Source organism: Roseovarius halophilus (ex Wu et al. 2025) (assembly GCF_047086965.1).
Genome location: NZ_JBKOTX010000118.1, coordinates 1 through 18,755, shown reverse-complemented (window position 1 = coordinate 18,755; position 18,755 = coordinate 1). Strand labels below are relative to the sequence as shown.

Sequence of the window (18,755 nt, the reverse complement as noted above, 5' to 3'; positions counted from 1 at the left end):
AGAGGTGCGCCTCGGGATGCTGGATCTGCGCCAGCAACTGGCCGAGGAACCGAGGCCGCCCGCGAGACAGTGGAGAGTGCCGCCGAACGCATCATGGAAGCGCAGGAGGTCACGCCGCAAAAGCTGCTGGAGCGGCTGGACGCCGACCCCGCGACAATGCCCGGCGCCGAGAAGATTGAGGCGGATGTGGCCCGGTTGCGCCGCCAGCGGGACGCGCTGGGCGCCGTGAACCTGCGCGCCGAGGAAGATGCCCGTGAGGTGCAGGAAGAGCACGATTCCCTTCTCAAGGAGAAAACCGACCTCGAAGAGGCGATCCGTGCCCTGCGCTCGGGCATTGCCAGCCTGAACAAGGAGGGCCGCGAACGGCTGCTGACCGCCTTCGAACAGGTGAACGAGAATTTCGGGATGCTGTTCAAGCACCTCTTCGGAGGGGGTGAGGCCAAGCTGGTGATGGTCGAAAGCGACGACCCGCTGGATGCGGGGCTGGAAATCATGTGCCAGCCGCCCGGCAAGAAACTGTCGACGCTGAGCCTGTTGTCAGGGGGCGAACAGACCTTGACCGCGCTGGCACTGATCTTTGCCGTCTTCCTGGCCAACCCGGCACCGATCTGTGTTCTGGACGAGGTGGATGCGCCGCTGGATGACGCCAATGTGGGCCGGTTCTGCGATCTGCTGGACGAGATGTGCCGCCGCACCGACACGCGGTTCCTGATCATCACACACCACGCGGTGACCATGAGCCGGATGGACCGCCTCTTCGGGGTGACCATGCAGGAACAGGGGGTCAGCCAGCTGGTGTCCGTGGACCTGAAAGCGGCGGAAAAGATGGTCGCCTGACGGCGGGATGCCGCTTTTTGCCGGGCCCGCCCGGCAAAGGCGCCCCACCCGCCGTCCCGGACGGGGGGCTCTGCCCCCGTCGCGCAAGCGCGACTCCCCCGCGGTATTTTCGACCCAAAGAAACCGGGCGTCAGAGCGCCTTGAGAAGGGCGCTTGTGGGCCAGGCGTCGGCAGGCATGCCGAGGCGGATCTGTTCCTCTTGCACGGCGTCACGGGTCATCGCGCCGATGATGCCGTCGATGCCGCCCACGTCATAGCCGCGCGCGACGAGTTTCTCCTGCAGCGCGAGGATGTCCGGCCCCGACAGGCCCGGCTCGGGGTTGCGGGGATCAAACCGTGGCGCGCCTTCGAGGATGTTCGCGAAATGGGCGGCGGTGAGAACGTAGACGAAGCTCTTGTTCCACTCGAAATAGACGTTGAAATTCGGGTAGGCGAGGAAGGCCGGGCCATTGCGCCCCATGGGCAGCAGCACCGCGGCGTCGAGGTCGCCGCGCAGGTTGCCCGCGCGTGCGGTGACGCCCATCGCGGCCCAGTCGGACGTCGGGCGCGGCTGGTCTAGTCCGGTCAGGGACCAGTCGAGGGTGTCGGGCACGCGGATTTCCTGGAGCCAGGGTTCATTGGGGCGCCAGCCGAGATCGGAGAGCATGGCCGCCCCCGACATCAGCGCATCCGCCGAGGAGGTCTTGAGTGTGACGCGTCCGTCCCCGTCGCCATCGACGCCGTTGGTCAGGATGTCCTCGGGCAGCATCTGGACCTGGCCGATCTCGCCGGCCCAGGCACCGGTGGTGTTGGACGGATCAAAATCACCGCGTGCGAACAGCTCCAGCGCGGCAAAGACATGGGGGCGGAACAGCTCGGGGCGGCGGCAATCGTGGGCCAGCGTGACCAAGGCGTCGCGCGTGTTGTAATCGCCCTGGACCTGGCCGAAGTCGGTCTCGAAGGCCCAGAAGGCCAGTAGCACGCCGCGGCTGACACCGTAGCGGGCCTCGATACGGTCGAAGAGGCTGTCGAGCTGATTGGCGTAGTACAGGCCATTGTCGACCCGGTACTGGGCGATCAGGCGGCCCGAGAAGTCTATGAAATCGCGCTGGAAGTGCCCCTGACGCTTGTCGGCGGCTATGACATCCGGATCCCGGCGGACATTGCGGAAGAACCTGTCCACCGTGGTCTGGTCATGGCCGCGGTCCCGGGCTTCGGCGCGCATTTGATCGACGAAGGCGGGAAAGCTGCCGCCGCAAGTCTGCGCGAGGGCAGGTCCGGAAAAAAGGGAAAGGGCAAGGGCAAGGGCAAGGGCGCGCATGGGGGACTCCGCTGTAGAACAGGTCGGAGCCTAGCAAGTTACCGCTGTCGAGCAAGAGCATGTTGGGGCACCCCCCGGGCGGCGTGCAGGCAGCCGCCGGGGGGCGGTCAGTATCGGAGCGGCGCAGGTCAGGCCGCCGACTGAACCCCGTCGCGCCCGTGCGGCGCCTCATGGTCGAGGTCAGGGTTTATGGGAATGATCCGGTTGGGATTAATCGTGTCGTGGCTGTAGTGATAGTGCTCGACGATGTGGCCCATGTGGACGCTTTCAGACACCGGGCCGTCGGAGGCCTGCCATTGGTAAAGCTCGCGGGTGAAGCCCCAGAGGTTGGGATAGTCGATCAGCCGCTTGCGGTTGCACTTGAAGTGCAGGTGATAGACCGGGTCGAACCGGATCAGGGTGGTCCAGAGCCGCCAGTCGGCCTCGGTTATGCGGTCCCCCATCAGGTAGCGGTTGCGCGACAGGTGGTCTTCAAGCCACTCGAGGCTGTCGAACAGGGGGTAAACGGCGGCGTCATAGGCGTCTTGCGTGGTGGCGAAGCCGGACTTGTAGACCCCGTTGTTGACGGTGTCGTAGATGCGTGCATTGATCGGTTCGATATCGTCGCGCAACTCCTCTGGCCAGTAGTCGTCGGTATTGCCTGTCAGATCGTTGAAGGCCGTGTTGAACATGCGGATGATCTCGGAGCTTTCGTTCGAGACGATGGTCTCGCGCTGACGGTCCCAGAGGATCGGTACGGTCACACGGCCCGAGATTTCGGGATCGGCCTTGATGTAGATGTCGCGGGCGAAGGGCAGGCCGTAGAGGCGATCACCCGTGGCCCCGTCGAAATCATCCGCGAAGGTCCAGCCGTCCGAGAGCATATGGGGATGCACGACGGAAACGCCGATATGATCCTTGAGCCCCTTGAGAAGCCGGAACACCAAGGCGCGATGCGCCCAGGGACAGGCATAGGAGACATAAAGGTGGTAGCGTCCTCTTTCAGCCTTGAAGCCGCCGTCGCCCGATGGGCCGGGGCTGCCGTCGGGCGTCACCCAGTTGCGAAACCGCGAGGTGTCGCGCTTGAAAGCACCTCCCGTCGATTTGGTATCGTACCAAGCGTCGTCCCATTTGCCGTTGACCAACTGGCCCATGACGGCCTCCTTTTGTTTTGGTTCTCTGCACACGTAAGATCATGTCGCTTGCGCGCAAAGGGCGACGAATGCGCATCATCCTCGGCACAGGCGCACAACTGGCTGTCGGATGCCCCGCCGCACCGCCTGTGATTGGCGGGCAACATCCCCCCGCCATCCCGTCCGGGCCGGCTACTGAAGATCGGCGAAAGCGCTCGACAATCGGTCCAGGGCATCTTGCACGCGCGCCTTCTGGGTGCCGAGATTGAACCGCATGTAGGTCTCGCCGCCCGTGCCCAGGGTATGCCCCGGCGTGGCGGCGATCTGGGCACCCTCCTGCAACCGGGTGTGTATCTCAGCCCGGTCCATGCCGGTTCCGGAGAAATCCACCCAGGCCAGATAGGTGCTTTGCATGGGCATGGCCGTCAGCCCCGGGATTTCATCAACCCCGGCGCAGAACAGATCGCGGTTGGTCTGCAGGTAGGGCATCAGCTGGTCCACCCAGGCGGCACCTTCGGGGCTGTAGGCGGTTCGGGTCAGGGTCACGCCCAGCAGGTTGGGGCTGATGTCGAAACCACGAAAGAATCGGGCGAACCGGGCGCGCAGGTCTGGATCGGGGATCACCATGTAGCCGGTGCGCGCGCCTGCGATGGAAAATGTCTTGGAGGCCGCGCTCATCGAGATGAGCCGTGGCGCAATCCCGGGCACCGCCGCGTGCGTCGGCTGATAGCTGTGGCCCTTGAATACGAGGTCGCCATGCACTTCGTCCGAGACCAGCAGCAGGTCGTGGCGCTCGCAGAAATCCGCCATCTGTTGCAATTCGGCGCGGGTCCAGACGCGCCCTGCGGGATTGTGCGGCGAACTGATCAGAAGGATCTTTTCCTTGCCGGTCATGCGGTCCTCGAAGGCCTCGAAGTCGAGGGCATAGACGCCATCGCGGACGACCAGCGGCAATTCGGTCACCACACGCTCGGTCCGGCCGATCTTGGCGGCAAACTCGTGATAGACGGGGGTGAAGATCGCGACGTGGTCCCCGGGATCGGTGAAGCACTGGATCGTCAGGGCGATGGCATTGCCCAGCCCGCAGGTGGTGAACAGCCAATCGGTGTCGATCTGCCAGCCGTGGCGTGTGTGCTGCCACCACCGGATCGTCTCGTGAAAGGAGTCGAGGTCGCAGAAATAGCCGTAGTCGGCCCGCGCGATCAGACTGCGCATTGCGTCCTGCAGGAACTCTGGGGCCTCGAAATCCTTGTCTGCGATCCACATGGGCAAGGCCTCGTTCGCGGGGATGCCGAAGGCGGGCTGCGTCATGTCCCACTTGGTGGAACCGGTGCCGATGCGGTGGGTCAGGGTGTCGAAGCTCATCAGATCCTCATGTTTTGGCTGGGTGCGACGCTATCTGTCCCGGCGCCAAGCGCAAGGGCCGGCGTATTGCGCCGCGCCGCGCGATCACATAAATGCCTTCGCATGAGCCTGAGACCCATCCTCATCCACCCCGATCCGCGCCTGAAAAAGGTGGCGACGCCGGTTACCGAGGTGACCGACGACATCCGGCGGCTGGCCGACGATATGCTGGAGACCATGTACGATGCCCCTGGCATCGGGCTGGCCGCACCGCAGGTCGGTGTGATGGACCGCCTTCTGGTTATGGATTGTGTCAAGGACCCCGACGCGACGCCCGAACCGATGGTTCTGATCAATCCCCAGGTGATCGAGGTGTCGGAGGAACGGAACGTCTACGAAGAGGGCTGCCTGTCCATTCCCGAACAATTCGCCGACGTGGAACGCCCCGCGGAGGTGACGGTAGGTTGGCTGGGGCTGGACGGCCAGCCCCACAGCGCCCATTTTGACGGGCTCTGGGCCACCTGCGTGCAGCACGAGATCGACCACCTGAACGGCAAGCTTTTCATCGATCACCTCAAGCCGCTGCGGCGGCAGATGATCACGCGCAGGATGGCCAAGCTCAAGCGCGAGAAGGCGCGCGCCTGAATGCCGCCGCGCGCCTTCGTGCCCTGGCCCGACAAGGGCCTGCGCACCCCCGCGCAGCCGGTCGAAGCGATCACCGATGAGGTCCGCGCGCTCTGGGCCGAGATGATCGAAGCCATGGATGCCATGCCCGGGGTCGGGCTGGCGGCGGTGCAGCTGGGCGTGCCGTTGCGACTGGCCGTGGTGGATGCCAGCGACAAGCGCGGGCAGGCCGTGCGCATGGCCAACCCCGAGGTGCTGCATGCCAGCGTCCAGCTGCGTGAACATCAGGAGGCCTCGCCGAACCTGCCGGGCGTCTCGGCGGTGATATCGCGCCCCCGCGCGGTCACGGTGCGGTTCATGGATGAAACGGGCACCTATGATCGGCGGGATTTCGTGGGGCTCTGGGCGACCAGCGTGCAGCACCAGATCGATCACCTGAACGGGCGGATGTATTTCGATCACCTCTCCCGGCTGAAACGCGACCGGCTGATCGGCAAGGCCCGCAAGCTGCGGGCCGGATAGCAGGAGGAGCCAATGCGCATCGTCTTCATGGGATCGCCCGATTTCTCGGTGCCGGTGCTGGACGCGCTTGTCGAAGCGGGTCACGAGATTGCCTGCGTCTACTGTCAGCCGCCGCGTCCGGCGGGCCGGGGCAAGAAGAACCGGCCGACGCCGGTGCAGGCGAGGGCCGAGGCGCTGGGCCTGCCCCTGCGCCACCCTGTGTCATTGAAAGGGGCGCAGGAACAGGCGGATTTCGCGGCGCTGAACGCGGATGTCGCCGTCGTGGTGGCCTATGGCCTCTTGCTGCCGCAGCCGGTGCTGGACGCGCCCCGGCACGGCTGTCTGAACATCCATGCCTCGCTTTTGCCGCGTTGGCGTGGGGCGGCGCCGATCCACCGTGCGATTCTCGCCGGGGACGAGGAAACCGGCGTCTGCATCATGCGCATGGAGGCCGGGCTGGACACCGGCCCGGTCCTGCTGCGCGAAGCGACGCCGATCGGCCCAGAGGACACCACGGGGCAGCTTCATGACCGGCTGTCGGCCATGGGGGGGCAGTTGATCGTTGCCGCGCTGGCCGATCTCGAAGATCTGGCACCCCTGCCACAGCCCGAGAATGGCGTGACCTATGCTGCCAAGATCGACAAGGCCGAGACTCGCATCGACTGGTCTGGCCATGGCGAACGAATCGTGCTCCAGATCAACGGCTTGTCGCCCTTCCCCGGCGCCTGGTGCGATATCGGCGGCGAGCGGGTGAAGCTCCTGCGCGCAGGCCTGGCCGACACCGACCTGCCCGCCGGACGGGTCGCCGTGGACGATGGACTCCGGATCGGGGCTGGGATCGGCGCGGTGGATATCTTGGAACTGCAACGGGCGGGCCGACGCGCAGCGCCCGTTGTTGACGTGCTCAAGGGCTGGCAGCCGCCTGAAACCGTCTAGCCCTTGAAAGGAGCCATCCCGGCGCGGGCCAGTTCGTCGGCGCGTTCATTCTCCGGGTGGCCCGCATGGCCCTTGACCCATTCCCAGGTCACGTCATGCCGCGCGGCGGCGGCGTCGAGCGCCTGCCAGAGCGCGGCATTCTTGACCGGCTTTTTCTGGGCCGTCTTCCAGCCCTTGGCCTTCCAGCCGTGAATCCACTTGGTGATCCCCTCCTTGACGTAGTTGCTGTCGGTCACGATCGTAACGCGGCTGGGCTTAGTGAGGGCGTTGAGCGCCTCGGTCGCGGCCATCAGTTCCATGCGGTTGTTGGTGGTCCCGCCCTCGCCGCCGGAAAGCTCTCGTTCGCGCAGGACGCGGTCGCCCTCGCGGGCCTGCAACAGCACGCCCCAGCCGCCGGGGCCGGGATTGCCTGAACAGGCGCCGTCGGTGAAGGCAAAGAGGTCAGGCATGGGCGGTCACAAGGGTGCAGGGCGTCTGTGTCACAGGATCACCGGCGCGAGGCAGAGCAGCACAACCAGCGTCAGCGGTACCCGCAGGGCCATCCACCAGCGCGGGGCCAGTCCCGCGTTCCAGAAGAACCAGTCCAGCAGCAGCAACCCCGCGAAACCCGTGGCCAGGTTGACCGCGGCGCTGACCGCCCCACCGCCAACCATGAAGAAGGCCCAGAGCGCCGGGACGACCGAAAGGGTATAGCCGAAGGCGGCCAGACGGCCCTCGGCCCGGGTCGCAAAGCCCCAGAGAACACCGGCCATGAAGGCCAGGATCACGGTGCCATAGGCGATCTGGACGTAGGGTCCGATGAAGCGGCCGCCCAGCCGCGCCATCGCCTGCATCCCGGCATCGGGAAACAGCACGGTCAGTGCCCCCCACAGGAAGGGCAGAAGCCCGGCAAGGCCGAGTACGAGAGCGGAACGAGGGATATCCTTCATGGGGCCATAGATGATCCGGTAACCCGTGCTTGGCAAGCGGGCAGCTGCGTCAGGCGGGTTCGCGCAGGGCGCGGGGCACCTTGAATTCCACGTCTTCGCGGGCGGTCTCGACGGTTTCCACCGTGACATCGTAGCGGTCGCGGAAGGTGTCGATCACCTCGTTGATCAGGGCCTCGGGGGCAGAGGCCCCGGCGGTGACGGCGACCGAGGTGATCCCCTCAAGCGCGCGCCAGTCGATATCCGTGGCCCGCTGCACCAGTTGCGCATAGGGGCAGCCCGCTTTGCGCCCCACCTCGACCAGCCGGCGCGAGTTCGACGAATTGGGCGCGCCCACCACCAGCAGCGCATCGGCGCGCGGCGCCACCGCCTTGACCGACTCCTGCCGGTTCGTGGTGGCATAGCAGATGTCTTCCTTGTGGGGGCCGATGATCCCGGGGAATCGCGCCTGCAGGGCCGCGACGATATCGGCCGTGTCATCCACCGACAGGGTGGTCTGTGTGACGAAGGCCAGCTTTTCGGGGTCGCGCACCTGCACGCGGGACACGTCCTCGACCGTTTCGACCAGCAGCACCTCGCCCTCGGGCAGCTGGCCCATGGTGCCCACGGTCTCGGGGTGGCCGGCGTGGCCGATCATGATCATCTGCAACCCGTTCTCGGCATGTCGGGCGGCCTCGATATGCACCTTCGACACCAACGGGCAGGTGGCATCGACATAGATCATCTCGCGCTTGGCGGCCTCGGCCGGAACGGCCTTGGGCACACCATGGGCCGAAAAGATCACTGGGCGGTCATCGGGGCAATCGTGCAGCTCCTCGACAAAGACGGCGCCCTTGGCGCACAGGTCGTCCACCACGAATTTGTTGTGAACGATCTCATGGCGCACGTAGACCGGCGCGCCCCATTTTTCCAACGCCATCTCGACGATCTTGATGGCGCGGTCGACACCGGCGCAGAAGCCCCGCGGCGCGGCAAGAAGCAAGGTAAGGGACGGCTTGGTCATGGGCGGAACTTAGGGGCTGGCGGCGGGCGCGTCCAGAACGCGTCTGGCAAAAACGCACCCGGCCAATAGGCGCTTGCCTTCCAGCGCGGGAACCTCGACAAGGCCGATCCGATCAAACGGGAGGTTGGTATGATACGAACTACTCTGGCCGCACTGGGCGGTGTCGGCTTGATTGGCGGTGTCCTCGCCGTGGCGGCCCTTGCGGATCAGAAACCCGGTCAGCTTCTTCCTCATGATGTGCCCGAGGCCGTGGCCGCGGGCGCGGAAATCTATCAGGCCCAATGTGCCAGCTGCCACGCGTCCGACCTCGGCGGCGAGCCGAATTGGCGCGCGCCGAAGGACAGCGGCCGCCTGCCTGCCCCGCCCCATGACGAGACGGGTCACACCTGGCATCATCCGGACCCCCAGTTGTTCATGCTGACGAAATACGGGACTGCCGCGGTGGTCGGCAATGGCTATGAAAGCGACATGCCCGCGTTCGAGGGAATCCTGAACGACCGCGAGATCCTGCAGGTGCTGGCCTATATCAAGAGCACCTGGCCCGAGGGCATCATCGCGCGACATGACCAGATGAACGCCGCCGCCGCCGAGCAGGCGCAATAGGCGGCGGCGGACGTTTTGCCTTGGACCGGGGATCACTCGGTGCTGACGGCTGTCTCGCTCCGGGGTTCGCGCGGCTCACGCGGGGGGCGGCCGATGACTTCGCGCAGGTCCTCCAACTCGATGAAGTTGTCGGCCTGGCGGCGCAGCTCATCTGCGATCATGGGCGGTTGGCTGCGGATGGTCGAGACGACCGAGACCCGCACGCCCTTGCGCTGGATCGATTCGATCAGTGGCCGGAAATCCCCGTCACCCGAGAACAGGACGATGTGATCCACATGGGGGGCCAGTTCCATGGCATCGACCGTCAGTTCGATGTCCATGTTGCCCTTGACCTTGCGGCGCCCCTGACTGTCGGTGAATTCCTTCGCGGGTTTCGTCACCATGGTGAAGCCGTTGTAGTGCAACCAGTCGACCAGCGGCCTGATCGGCGAATACTCGTCATTTTCAAGCAGGGCAGTGTAGTAGAAGGCCCTGAGAAGCTTGCCGCGACGCATGAATTCCTGTCTCAGCAGCTTGTAGTCGATGTCGAACCCCAGCGCCTTGGCCGCCGCATAAAGGTTCGACCCATCAATGAAGAGCGCGAGGCGCTCATCGCGATAGAACATGAATTTTCCTTCCAATAACAACTCGCCGGTTGGGGATGTTCATGAGTGGTAGTAGTCCGGCAAGGTGCCACGGACGTAAGGGAAATGCTGCATGACACAACCTTTCCTTAGGGATACACCCGAAAGATTGACCCTCGTGGCCCTCGGGTCGAATGCCGAGTCGCCGCACGGCGGGGCGCGGACCACGGTGCAGGCTGCGATGGCGGCATTGCAGGCGAGTTTCGAAGACGGGATCGCGGTCAGCCGGCTCTTTGCCACCCCGGCCTTTCCGGCTGGATCGGGGCCGGATTTCGTGAATGCGGCAGTTGCTTTTCACAGCGTGGCGGCGGCGAGCGACATACTGGATCGCCTGCACGGGATCGAGGCCGAGTTCGGCCGTACCCGTCGCGCGCGCTGGGGACAGCGCAGCCTGGATCTGGACCTCATCGCCATGGGGGATCTTGTGCTTCCGGATGCCGCCACCCAGGCGCGCTGGCGCGACCTGCCGCTGACCGAGCAGCAACGCCACGCCCCAGAAGAGCTGATTCTGCCGCATCCGCGGGTGCAGGACCGCCCCTTTGTCCTGGTGCCGCTGGCCGATGTCGCAGTCGAATGGCGCCATCCGATCTTGGATCTGAGCGTGGCGCAGATGCTTGCGGCGCGGCCCGAAACCGAGAAAGCTGGGGTCAAGCCCCTGTGACGGGCCCGGAATCGCCTTGTCAAAGTCCTGTCAAGCCTTTATGCCACCGACTTCGACCGACTGCCCAGACCGACCGATTGGAGTGCCCTCATGGCCCGCGTGACCGTTGAAGACTGCGTAGACAAGGTTCCGAACCGCTTCGAGCTGGTGATGCTCGCCGCGCACCGGGCCCGCGAGATTTCGGCTGGGTCACCCGTCACCGTGGACCGCGACAACGACAAGAACCCGGTCGTGTCGCTGCGCGAGATCGCCGACGAGACCCAGCAGGCCGATGATCTGCGCGAGCGTCTGATCGAATCGAACCAGACGCAGATCGAGGTCGACGAACCCGAAGAGGACTCCATGGCGATCCTCATGGGTGGTGACAGCGAACAGCCCGACGCCCCCGCCGAAGACGACATGAGCGAGGAAAAGCTCCTGCGCGCCCTCATGGACGCCCAGAGCCAGAAGTAGAGGCGGACCCCGACCGGAATAATGATCGCGGCAGATGACCTGATCGGGCTGGTCCGAACCTACAACCCCAAGACCAATGAGGATCTGATCCGCGATGCCTTCGCCTTTGGGGCGAAGATGCACGACGGCCAGTTCCGCCATTCGGGCGAGCCTTATTTCACCCACCCGGTGGCCGTTGCCGGCATCCTGGCCGAGCAGCAGATGGACGATGCCACCCTGGTCACGGCCCTGTTGCACGACACCATCGAGGACACAAAGGCCAGTTTCCAGACGGTCGAGCACCGCTTCGGACGCGAGATCGCCGATCTGGTCGAGGGGGTCACCAAGCTGACCAACCTGCAGCTGACCGATGCCGCCTCGAAGCAGGCCGAGAATTTCCGCAAACTGTTCATGGCAACCGCGCGCGATCTGCGCGTGACGCTGGTCAAGCTGGCCGACCGGCTGCACAACATGCGCACCATAAAGTCCATGCGCCCGGACAAGCAGGTCCAGAAAACGCGCGAGACGATGGACATCTATGCCCCGCTGGCAGGGCGCATGGGGATGCAGTGGATGCGCGAGGAACTGGAGGACCTGGCCTTCCGCGTTCTCAACCCCGAGGCGCGCAATTCCATCATCCGCCGTTTCATCACCCTGCAACGCGAATCCGGCGACGTGATCGAGAAGATCACCACCGACATGGAAAACGAGCTGGACCGCGCGGGCCTGATGGCCGAGGTCTATGGCCGCGCCAAGAAGCCCTATTCGATCTGGCGCAAGATGCAGGAAAAGGACCAGGGGTTTTCGCGCCTGTCTGACATCTACGGCTTTCGCATCATCACCGGGACCGAGGCCGAGTGCTATGCCGTCCTTGGCGTGATCCACCAGCGCTGGCGCGCGGTGCCCGGGCGGTTCAAGGATTATATCAGCCAACCCAAGTCGAACGGCTATCGTTCGATTCATACCACTGTGTCAGGGCGCGACGGCAAGCGTGTCGAGGTGCAGATCCGCACCCGCGAGATGCACGAGGTTGCTGAAACGGGTGTTGCCGCGCATTGGTCCTATCGTGATGGCGAACGGGTCGAGAACCGCTTTGCCGTCGATCCCGCGCGCTGGGTCGCCGCGATGACCGAACGCCTGGACGAGGGGCACGACCACGATGAGTTCCTCGATTTCGTCAAGCTTGAGATGTACCAGGACCAGGTCTTCTGTTTCACGCCAAAGGGTGATGTCATCAAGCTGCCGCGCGGGGCCACGCCGATCGACTTTGCCTACGCCATCCACACGCGGATCGGCCATGCCACCGTGGGCGCCAAGGTCGACGGGCTGCGTGTGCCGCTCTGGACGCGGCTCAAGAACGGCCAGTCGGTCGAAGTCATCACCGCCGAGGGCCAGAGCCCGCAGGTGACCTGGGTCGATATCGCCGTGACGGGTCGCGCCAAGACCGCCATCCGCCGGGCCCTGCGCGAAGAGGACCGCGAGCGGTTCATCCGGCTGGGCCGGGAACTGGCCCGCGTCGCCTTCGAGAGCATCGGCAAGAAGGCCACCGACAAGGCGCTGGGCACCGCCGCCAAGGCGATGGGGCTGGCCACGACCGAGGACATGCTGGAACAGTTGGGCAGCGCCCACTTGACCAGCCGCGAGGTAGTCCGCGCCATCTATCCCGAACTGGCCGAGGCCGACGGCCCCGAGATCGAGCCGCGCCGCGCCGTCGTGGGTCTGGCCGCCGACCAGTCGTTCCGCCGCGCGCAGTGCTGCCAGCCGGTCCCCGGCGAGCGCATCGTCGGGATCACCCAGCGCGGCCAGGGTGTTGTCGTGCATGCCATAGACTGCGATGTGCTGGCCCAGTACGAAGACCAGCCCGACCGCTGGGTCGATCTGCATTGGGCCGACGGGACGCACCGGGCCGGCAACACCGTCACCATGGAGCTGACGATCTCCAACGATGCCGGGGTCCTGGGCCGCGTCTGCACCCTGATCGGCGAGCAGGAGGCGAACATATCCGACCTGGTCTTCCTCGACCGCAAGCCGGACTATTACAGGCTGCTGATCGAGGTTGACCTGCGTGACGTAGAACATATGCACAGGATCATGACGGCGCTTGAGGCCGAAAGCCATGTCTCGGCCATCGGCCGTCACCGCGACCCCGACCGCGCAGGGACGGTCGAACGCCAAGATTAGGACGGGAACGCGACAGGTGGTCTTCAGACGCAGGGACAGACGCCCGATCTGGCGGATCGTCTTCGAGGTCTTCTGGCCGCGCGGCGGGTGGGCCCGCGCGGCGCGCTATGTCCAGTACCGGGTGCGCCGGCTGCCTGACACCCCCGAGAAGATCGGACGCGGAATCTGGGCCGGGGTCTTCGTGACCTTCTCGCCGTTCTTCGGGCTGCATTTCTTCATCTCGGTCTTTTTGGCCTGGCTGATGCGGGGCAACATGGTGGCCGCGCTGCTGGCGACCTTTTTCGGCAATCCCCTGACCTATCTTCCCATCGCGGCGACCTCGTTGTGGTTCGGGCATATTTTGCTGGGAGAGACGCCGCGGCAGTTGGACCTGAATGCCGAGATTTCCGCCGCCTGGGCCGATATCTGGCACAATCTGCGCGCCATCTTCGTGCACGAGCCAATGCAGTGGGAGGGGTTGCAGGACTTCTATCAGACGACCTTCTTTCCCTTCATGATCGGCGGGATCATCCCGGGTTTCGTCGCGGCGACGGTCTGCTATTACCTCTCTGTGCGAGTGATCCACGCTTATCAGAACCGGCGGCGCAAGTTGCTCAAGGCCAAGCTGCGCAAGCTCAAGCCGGCGCGCAACACGCCCGGGCGAGACGAGGACCCGCCGCGGTGCCCGTGATGGGCCAATTCAGGATTTGTCATGCACGCCGGCTTTCGCCGGCCCCCTTGCGGCGCTAGCTTCGCAGGGTGTGATCAAGGAGGACGGACATGCGCGACCTGCGTCTGGGCGTGAACATCGACCATGTGGCCACCGTGCGCAACGCCCGCGGCGGGGCCTATCCCGATCCCGTGCGGGCCGCGCGGCTGGCCGAGGCGGCGGGGGCCGACGGGATCACCGCGCATCTGCGCGAGGATCGCCGGCACATTTCCGATCGCGACATCGAGGCGCTGACCGAGGCGCTGGAGACCCCGCTCAACTTCGAGATGGCCGCGACCGAGGAAATGCAGCGCATCGCCCTTCGCCATCGGCCGCACGCCGTCTGCATCGTCCCCGAGAAACGCGAGGAACGGACCACCGAAGGCGGGCTCGAGGTCGCGCGCGAGGAAAACCGCCTCGCCCATTTCATCGCGCCTTTGCGAGACGCGGGCTGCCGGGTGTCGATCTTCATCGCCGCCGACGCGCGCCAGATCGAAGCGGCCCACCGTATCGGCGCGCAGGTGGTCGAACTGCATACGGGCGCCTATTGCGATGCCCACTCCGAGGGCCGCCTCGACGACCGCGACCGCGCGCTTGAGGATCTGCGCGAGATGTCCGCCTTCGCCCATTCGCTGGGGCTCGAAGTCCATGCGGGCCATGGGCTGACCTTCGATACCGTGCAGCCGGTGGCCGCCTTTCCCGAGATCAAGGAACTCAATATCGGCCATTTCATCATCGCCGAGGCGATCTTCATGGGGCTGGACCCGGCGATCCGCGAGATGCGCCGCCTGATCGACGGGGCCCGGGGTGACTGACCTCCTCATTCTGTTGCCTGCCCTCTTGCTAGGCTGGATGGTCGCGGCAGGCAGTCCCGGCCCGGCGACCCTTGCGATTTCGGGCACCTCCATGGGGCAGGGGCGGGCCTCGGGCATGGCACTGGCGCTGGGCATCGTGGCCGGGTCCGCCAGTTGGGGGGTCGCCGCCGCGCTGGGCTTCTCGGCGCTGATGGTGGCGAATGCCTGGCTGTTCGAGGTTCTGCGCCATGCCGGTGCGGCCTATCTGCTTTACCTCGCGCTGAAATCCTTGCGGTCGGCCTGGCGCAATCGGCCCGCCGCGCAGGGGGCGGTGCCGCGCCACCGCTTTTTTCTCAGGGGGCTGCTGATCCACCTGACCAACCCCAAGGCCATGCTTGCCTGGGGGGCGATCTACGCCATCGCGCTGCCCGCCGGGTCGGGCCTGCTGACGGTCTGGCAGGTGTTCGCCATGCTGGCGAGCGTCTCGGCGGTGATGTTCCTCGGCTATGCCTGGGTGTTCTCGGTGGACGCGATCTCGACGGCCTATGCCTGCGCCCGGCGCTGGTTCGAGCTGGCCGTCGGGCTGCTGTTCGGCGTGGCCAGCCTGCGTATCCTGACCCTGCGGCTGGAAACCTGAGCGCAATGATCCTTGGCATCGGCACGGACCTGGCCAATATCGAGCGCATCCAGGGCACGCTCGACCGTTTCGGCGACAGATTCCGGTCGCGTGTGTTTAGCGAAACCGAGCAGGCCAAGTCCGAACGCCGCGCCGATGTCGCGGGCACCTACGCCAAACGCTGGGCCGCCAAAGAGGCCTGTTCAAAGGCGCTGGGCACGGGCCTGCGCATGGGCATTGCCTGGAAGGACATGGCCGTCAGCAATCTTTCGACAGGTCAACCGGTCATGGCTGTCACGGGCTGGGCCAAAGACCGTCTGCACGAAATGACCCCCGCGGGCCACGAGGCTATCATCCATGTCACCCTGACCGACGATCACCCCTGGGCGCAGGCCTTCGTGGTGATCGAGGCGCGCCCGCTGGCCGGGCCTGACTGACAGGTTGACTCGGGGCCGCCCCCGCCCCATGAAGAAGCGGTCTTTCTAAGGGAATCCCAGCCAATGTCCGAAAGCCCCGGCGTGCTTCACTCGGTGAAGGAAACCGTCAAGACCGTGGTCTATGCCTTGCTGATCGCCGGGGTCTTCCGGACGCTGTTCTTTCAGCCGTTCTGGATTCCCTCCGGCTCGATGAAGGATACGCTGCTGATCGGCGATTTCCTCTTTGTCAACAAGATGGCCTACGGCTATTCCTACGCCTCCTGCCCCTCGATCCGCATCCCGCGCCTGGGAATCGACGTGGGCGCGGATGATTTCTGCGGCGTCTTCGAGGGCGGCAACGACCGGCTGTTCGGGTCCGCGCCCGAGCGCGGTGACGTCGTGGTGTTCCGTCACCCGGTCACGGGCCGCGATTTCATCAAGCGCGTGATCGGTCTGCCCGGTGACCGTATCCAGATGCGTGACGGTGTGGTCCATATCAACGGCGAGGCCGCCGCGCAGAGCCCCGACGGAGTCTTCACTGAAACCATGAAACGTCAGGGGCCCAGTGGCCAGCTGCCGCAATGCATGGCCGGGGCGGTGGGCCTCGGGTCCGAGTGCGAGAAGCAACGTTTCACCGAGGAGCTGCCTAACGGGGTCACGCATTCGGTGCTCAACATCGGGCCGCGGTCGCTGGACAATACCGGCGTCTTCACGGTGCCCGAGGGGCAGTATTTCTTCATGGGCGACAACCGAGACAATTCCTCGGACAGCCGCGTGCCGCAGACGGCGCGCGGCGTCGGTTTCGTGCCCTACGAAGACATTGTCGGTCGGGCGGACCGGGTCATGTTCTCCTCGGCCGGGCGGTCAATGCTGGCCTTCTGGACCTGGCGGTCGGACCGCTTCTTCAAGGCGATTGATTGAAACTCTCGGCCGAGCTCAGGGCGTTTCAGGACAGGCTGGGCCACCGGTTTTCCCGGCCAGAGCTGCTGATCCGCGCGGTCACGCATCCCTCGATGTCCAGCGTTCACCGCGACGACAACCAGCGGCTGGAGTTCCTGGGCGATCGGGTGTTGGGGCTGGTTATGGCCGAGGCCCTGCTCGAGGCCGACCCGGCCGCCGCCGAGGGGCAACTGGCCCCGCGCTACAACGCGCTGGTGCGCAAGGAGACCTGTGCCGCGGTGGCCCGCGAGATCGACCTTGGCGACGTGCTTAAACTGGGCCGGTCCGAGATGAAATCCGGTGGGCGGCGCAAAGAGGCGCTGCTGGGCGACGCGATGGAGGCGGTGATCGCCGCCGTTTACCTCGATGCCGGATTCGAGGCGGCACGGGCGCGTATCGTCGCGCTCTGGGGCGATCGCATCCGAACCGTCAAGGCCGATGCCCGCGATGCCAAGACCGCCCTGCAGGAATGGGCCCAGGCGCGCGGCCAGCAGCCGCCGGTTTACGAGGAAAGCGCGCGCTCGGGCCCCGATCACGCGCCACAATTCACGATTCAAGTGACCCTTGAGAGCGGCCAGAGCGCCCGCGCCACCGCCGGCTCCAAGCGCCATGCCGAACACGCCGCGGCCAAGGCTTTGCTGGACCGTGTCGAGGCAGAGTAGGATAGCTATATGACCCAACGCGCTGGATTCGTCGCCCTGATCGGAGAGCCGAACGCGGGCAAATCCACCCTGACCAACCAGATGGTCGGGGCCAAGGTCTCGATCGTCACGCACAAGGTGCAGACCACCCGTGCGCGCCTGCGGGGCGTGGCGATCGAGGGCGACACGCAGATCGTTCTGGTGGACACGCCGGGCCTGTTCCGCCCACGCCGACGGTTGGACCGGGCCATGGTCAGTGCCGCCTGGGGCGGGGCCGCCGATGCCGATGTGATCGCCCTTCTGGTCGAGGCACACCGTGGCGTCACGGAAGGAGTCGAGGCGATCCTCAAACAGCTTCAGGTGGTCGGGCAGGGCCGAAAGGTCGCTCTGGCCATCAACAAGATCGACCGGGTCGAGGCCCCCGCGCTCCTGGCCCTGACAAAGCAGATGAATGACCGTTTCGCCTTTGTCGAAACCTTCATGATCTCGGCGGAAAAGGGCCATGGCTGTGATGATCTGCGCCGATGGCTGGCCGAACAGATGCCCGAGGGGCCGTGGCTCTATCCGGAGGATCAGATCGCGGACCTTCCGCTGCGCATGATCGCCGCCGAAATGACGCGCGAGAAATTGACCCTGCGCCTGCACCAGGAACTGCCCTACCAGCTGACTGTGGAAACCGAGAGCTGGGAAGAACGCGAGGATGGCTCGGCCCGGGTCGATCAGGTGGTCTACGTGGTCCGCGACGGCCACAAGGGAATCGTGCTTGGCAAGCATGGCGAGACGATCAAGGCCGTGGGCAAGGCCGCCCGCGAAGACCTGGAAGAGTTCCTCGGGCGCAGGATACACCTCTTCGTGCAGGTGAAGGTGCGCCCGAATTGGCTGGACGAGGCCGAGCGCTATTCGGAAATGGGTCTGGATTTCCGGGACGGCAACTGATGCGCCTGACGGCGGATGTCTGGGTGTCGGCCTATCTGACCCGGGTGCGCCTGTCCGACATCCCCGCCTTCGTGGTGCGTCGGGGGGATTCGACGGCGGGGGCGGTTCTGGTCAAGCTGAACACGCTGGATGGCCGGGCGGTGGCCTATCAGCGCAGTTTCGACCTGATGAGCGGGGATCGCAGGTGGGTCGTGCTGACCGAGGGCGACGAGCCGCAGGTCGATGCGGCCCTTGCGCGCCAGTCCGGATTCGATCCCGATGTCTGGATCATCGAGGTCGAAGACCGGGCCGGGCGGCATCTGCTGGATGAACCGGGTTTGTCTGACTGACCCAGGCGCCTGCCCGTGCGCGGTGTTTCGGGGCTTGATTTCAATCAACCCCAGTTGGCGCCGAGCGTGGTTTACTATGCCCGCTCATTCCACCGGTCCATGGCAGGCCATCACGACCAGAAGGGAGCCGAGATATGCAGATCGAGAAAATCGCAGAGTATGCGCGGGCGCTCTATGACGCCCACGGCGACAAGGCCGAAGCGGAAGCGGCGCATGCCGCGCGACAAACAAGGTGAGAGTCGAGCGTCAATCAGGATGAGAACGCTGGGGTGGTGTTTCGTAGGGAGGGCGTAGCCCGACCGGAGAGATACCA

At 65.3% G+C, this 18,755-nt stretch carries 24 protein-coding genes; 16 read left to right on the top strand and 8 right to left on the bottom strand.

What is annotated here, in order from left to right; translation table 11 throughout:
- A partial coding sequence (locus ACH107_RS20745) for a chromosome segregation SMC family protein (RefSeq protein WP_412507422.1) occupies positions 1-837 on the top strand: 837 nt, incomplete at its 5' end.
- A gap of 130 nt (positions 838-967) precedes the next feature.
- Here ACH107_RS20745 and ACH107_RS20740 read toward each other — a convergent pair.
- From ACH107_RS20740 to ACH107_RS20730, 3 genes are all read right to left on the bottom strand, one after another.
- Complete coding sequence (locus ACH107_RS20740; RefSeq protein ID WP_412507421.1) at positions 968-2,137, bottom strand: lytic murein transglycosylase; 1,170 nt, start codon at positions 2,135-2,137, stop codon at positions 968-970.
- A gap of 128 nt (positions 2,138-2,265) precedes the next feature.
- Entirely contained in the window at positions 2,266-3,270 is a 1,005-nt protein-coding gene (locus tag ACH107_RS20735; RefSeq protein WP_412507420.1) for a glutathione S-transferase family protein, read from the bottom strand.
- Between the two features lie 171 nt (positions 3,271-3,441).
- Entirely contained in the window at positions 3,442-4,614 is a 1,173-nt protein-coding gene (locus ACH107_RS20730; RefSeq protein ID WP_412507419.1) for a MalY/PatB family protein, read from the bottom strand.
- A gap of 102 nt (positions 4,615-4,716) precedes the next feature.
- Here ACH107_RS20730 and def (ACH107_RS20725) point away from each other — a divergent pair, with 102 nt between their 5' ends.
- From def (ACH107_RS20725) to fmt, 3 genes are read left to right on the top strand one after another with little or no spacing between them, the layout of a single operon-like run.
- On the top strand, positions 4,717-5,238 hold the full coding sequence (gene def / locus ACH107_RS20725) for a peptide deformylase (RefSeq protein ID WP_310690099.1): 522 nt from the start codon (positions 4,717-4,719) through the stop codon (positions 5,236-5,238).
- Positions 5,239-5,739: a peptide deformylase gene (gene def, locus ACH107_RS20720; protein WP_310690098.1), complete on the top strand. Its 501-nt coding sequence runs from the start codon at positions 5,239-5,241 to the stop codon at positions 5,737-5,739. It abuts the gene before it with no gap.
- Between the two features lie 12 nt (positions 5,740-5,751).
- Complete coding sequence (gene fmt / locus ACH107_RS20715) at positions 5,752-6,654, top strand: methionyl-tRNA formyltransferase (protein ID WP_412507418.1); 903 nt, start codon at positions 5,752-5,754, stop codon at positions 6,652-6,654.
- Here fmt and rnhA read toward each other — a convergent pair.
- From rnhA to ispH, 3 genes are read right to left on the bottom strand one after another with little or no spacing between them, the layout of a single operon-like run.
- Positions 6,651-7,103, bottom strand: coding sequence for a ribonuclease HI (rnhA, locus tag ACH107_RS20710; RefSeq protein WP_310690096.1), 453 nt, complete (start codon positions 7,101-7,103; stop codon positions 6,651-6,653). The two genes, fmt and rnhA, sit on opposite strands and share 4 nt — an antisense overlap.
- A gap of 30 nt (positions 7,104-7,133) precedes the next feature.
- Complete coding sequence (locus ACH107_RS20705; RefSeq protein WP_310690095.1) at positions 7,134-7,583, bottom strand: DUF3429 domain-containing protein; 450 nt, start codon at positions 7,581-7,583, stop codon at positions 7,134-7,136.
- A 49-nt stretch (positions 7,584-7,632) separates the two neighbouring features.
- Entirely contained in the window at positions 7,633-8,583 is a 951-nt protein-coding gene (gene ispH, locus ACH107_RS20700) for a 4-hydroxy-3-methylbut-2-enyl diphosphate reductase (protein WP_412507417.1), read from the bottom strand.
- A gap of 129 nt (positions 8,584-8,712) precedes the next feature.
- On the opposite strand from ispH, the gene ACH107_RS20695 reads away from it, so the two are divergent.
- The gene (locus tag ACH107_RS20695; RefSeq protein WP_412507416.1) at positions 8,713-9,186 is read left to right on the top strand and encodes a c-type cytochrome; all 474 of its coding nucleotides are present in this window, start codon (positions 8,713-8,715) and stop codon (positions 9,184-9,186) included.
- Positions 9,187-9,218: 32 nt separating this feature from the next.
- Here ACH107_RS20695 and ACH107_RS20690 read toward each other — a convergent pair whose 3' ends face one another.
- On the bottom strand, positions 9,219-9,791 hold the full coding sequence (locus ACH107_RS20690; RefSeq protein WP_310690092.1) for an NYN domain-containing protein: 573 nt from the start codon (positions 9,789-9,791) through the stop codon (positions 9,219-9,221).
- 91 nt (positions 9,792-9,882) lie between these two features.
- On the opposite strand from ACH107_RS20690, the gene folK reads away from it, so the two are divergent.
- The 11 genes from folK to ACH107_RS20635 all read left to right on the top strand — a co-directional run bounded on the left by folK (position 9,883) and on the right by ACH107_RS20635 (position 18,442).
- Complete coding sequence (folK, locus tag ACH107_RS20685; RefSeq protein ID WP_412507415.1) at positions 9,883-10,470, top strand: 2-amino-4-hydroxy-6-hydroxymethyldihydropteridine diphosphokinase; 588 nt, start codon at positions 9,883-9,885, stop codon at positions 10,468-10,470.
- 90 nt (positions 10,471-10,560) lie between these two features.
- The gene (rpoZ, locus tag ACH107_RS20680) at positions 10,561-10,923 is read left to right on the top strand and encodes a DNA-directed RNA polymerase subunit omega (protein WP_412507414.1); all 363 of its coding nucleotides are present in this window, start codon (positions 10,561-10,563) and stop codon (positions 10,921-10,923) included.
- 21 nt (positions 10,924-10,944) lie between these two features.
- Positions 10,945-13,083: a RelA/SpoT family protein gene (locus ACH107_RS20675; RefSeq protein ID WP_412507413.1), complete on the top strand. Its 2,139-nt coding sequence runs from the start codon at positions 10,945-10,947 to the stop codon at positions 13,081-13,083.
- 16 nt (positions 13,084-13,099) lie between these two features.
- Positions 13,100-13,753: a DUF2062 domain-containing protein gene (locus ACH107_RS20670; protein ID WP_412507412.1), complete on the top strand. Its 654-nt coding sequence runs from the start codon at positions 13,100-13,102 to the stop codon at positions 13,751-13,753.
- Positions 13,754-13,842: 89 nt separating this feature from the next.
- Complete coding sequence (locus ACH107_RS20665) at positions 13,843-14,586, top strand: pyridoxine 5'-phosphate synthase (protein WP_310690087.1); 744 nt, start codon at positions 13,843-13,845, stop codon at positions 14,584-14,586.
- Entirely contained in the window at positions 14,579-15,202 is a 624-nt protein-coding gene (locus ACH107_RS20660) for a LysE family translocator (protein ID WP_412507411.1), read from the top strand. The genes ACH107_RS20665 and ACH107_RS20660 overlap by 8 nt, the downstream gene beginning before the upstream one ends.
- 5 nt (positions 15,203-15,207) lie before the next feature.
- A complete protein-coding gene (gene acpS, locus ACH107_RS20655) occupies positions 15,208-15,618 on the top strand; it encodes a holo-ACP synthase (RefSeq protein ID WP_412507410.1) in 411 nt (136 codons plus the stop codon).
- 63 nt (positions 15,619-15,681) lie between these two features.
- Positions 15,682-16,518, top strand: a complete 837-nt coding sequence (gene lepB / locus ACH107_RS20650) for a signal peptidase I (RefSeq protein ID WP_412507409.1) — start codon at positions 15,682-15,684, stop codon at positions 16,516-16,518.
- Complete coding sequence (gene rnc / locus ACH107_RS20645; protein ID WP_310690083.1) at positions 16,515-17,198, top strand: ribonuclease III; 684 nt, start codon at positions 16,515-16,517, stop codon at positions 17,196-17,198. The genes lepB and rnc overlap by 4 nt, the downstream gene beginning before the upstream one ends.
- Positions 17,199-17,207: 9 nt before the next feature.
- Positions 17,208-18,113: a GTPase Era gene (era, locus tag ACH107_RS20640; RefSeq protein WP_412507408.1), complete on the top strand. Its 906-nt coding sequence runs from the start codon at positions 17,208-17,210 to the stop codon at positions 18,111-18,113.
- Positions 18,113-18,442, top strand: a complete 330-nt coding sequence (locus tag ACH107_RS20635; protein ID WP_412507407.1) for a DUF1491 family protein — start codon at positions 18,113-18,115, stop codon at positions 18,440-18,442. The genes era and ACH107_RS20635 overlap by 1 nt, the downstream gene beginning before the upstream one ends.
- A gap of 110 nt (positions 18,443-18,552) precedes the next feature.
- Here ACH107_RS20635 and ACH107_RS20630 read toward each other — a convergent pair.
- Positions 18,553-18,755 (bottom strand): hypothetical protein (locus tag ACH107_RS20630; protein WP_412507406.1); only part of this gene is annotated, 203 nt, incomplete at its 5' end.

Bases quoted from the DNA above. Each gene is read 5' to 3' on its own strand.
- era (WP_412507408.1), top strand. From the start codon at position 17,208: ATGACCCAACGCGCTGGATTCGTCGCCCTGATCGGAGAGCCGAACGCG.
- def (WP_310690098.1), top strand. From the start codon at position 5,239: ATGCCGCCGCGCGCCTTCGTGCCCTGGCCCGACAAGGGCCTGCGCACC.
- ACH107_RS20740 (WP_412507421.1), bottom strand. From the start codon at position 2,137: ATGCGCGCCCTTGCCCTTGCCCTTGCCCTTTCCCTTTTTTCCGGACCT.
- ACH107_RS20730 (WP_412507419.1), bottom strand. From the start codon at position 4,614: ATGAGCTTCGACACCCTGACCCACCGCATCGGCACCGGTTCCACCAAG.
- ACH107_RS20665 (WP_310690087.1), top strand. From the start codon at position 13,843: ATGCGCGACCTGCGTCTGGGCGTGAACATCGACCATGTGGCCACCGTG.
- lepB (WP_412507409.1), top strand. From the start codon at position 15,682: ATGTCCGAAAGCCCCGGCGTGCTTCACTCGGTGAAGGAAACCGTCAAG.
- ACH107_RS20675 (WP_412507413.1), top strand. From the start codon at position 10,945: ATGATCGCGGCAGATGACCTGATCGGGCTGGTCCGAACCTACAACCCC.
- acpS (WP_412507410.1), top strand. From the start codon at position 15,208: ATGATCCTTGGCATCGGCACGGACCTGGCCAATATCGAGCGCATCCAG.
- rnhA (WP_310690096.1), bottom strand. From the start codon at position 7,103: ATGCCTGACCTCTTTGCCTTCACCGACGGCGCCTGTTCAGGCAATCCC.
- ACH107_RS20735 (WP_412507420.1), bottom strand. From the start codon at position 3,270: ATGGGCCAGTTGGTCAACGGCAAATGGGACGACGCTTGGTACGATACC.
- def (WP_310690099.1), top strand. From the start codon at position 4,717: ATGAGCCTGAGACCCATCCTCATCCACCCCGATCCGCGCCTGAAAAAG.
- ACH107_RS20635 (WP_412507407.1), top strand. From the start codon at position 18,113: ATGCGCCTGACGGCGGATGTCTGGGTGTCGGCCTATCTGACCCGGGTG.
- ACH107_RS20705 (WP_310690095.1), bottom strand. From the start codon at position 7,583: ATGAAGGATATCCCTCGTTCCGCTCTCGTACTCGGCCTTGCCGGGCTT.
- ACH107_RS20695 (WP_412507416.1), top strand. From the start codon at position 8,713: ATGATACGAACTACTCTGGCCGCACTGGGCGGTGTCGGCTTGATTGGC.
- ACH107_RS20690 (WP_310690092.1), bottom strand. From the start codon at position 9,791: ATGTTCTATCGCGATGAGCGCCTCGCGCTCTTCATTGATGGGTCGAAC.
- folK (WP_412507415.1), top strand. From the start codon at position 9,883: ATGACACAACCTTTCCTTAGGGATACACCCGAAAGATTGACCCTCGTG.
- fmt (WP_412507418.1), top strand. From the start codon at position 5,752: ATGCGCATCGTCTTCATGGGATCGCCCGATTTCTCGGTGCCGGTGCTG.
- ispH (WP_412507417.1), bottom strand. From the start codon at position 8,583: ATGACCAAGCCGTCCCTTACCTTGCTTCTTGCCGCGCCGCGGGGCTTC.
- rpoZ (WP_412507414.1), top strand. From the start codon at position 10,561: ATGGCCCGCGTGACCGTTGAAGACTGCGTAGACAAGGTTCCGAACCGC.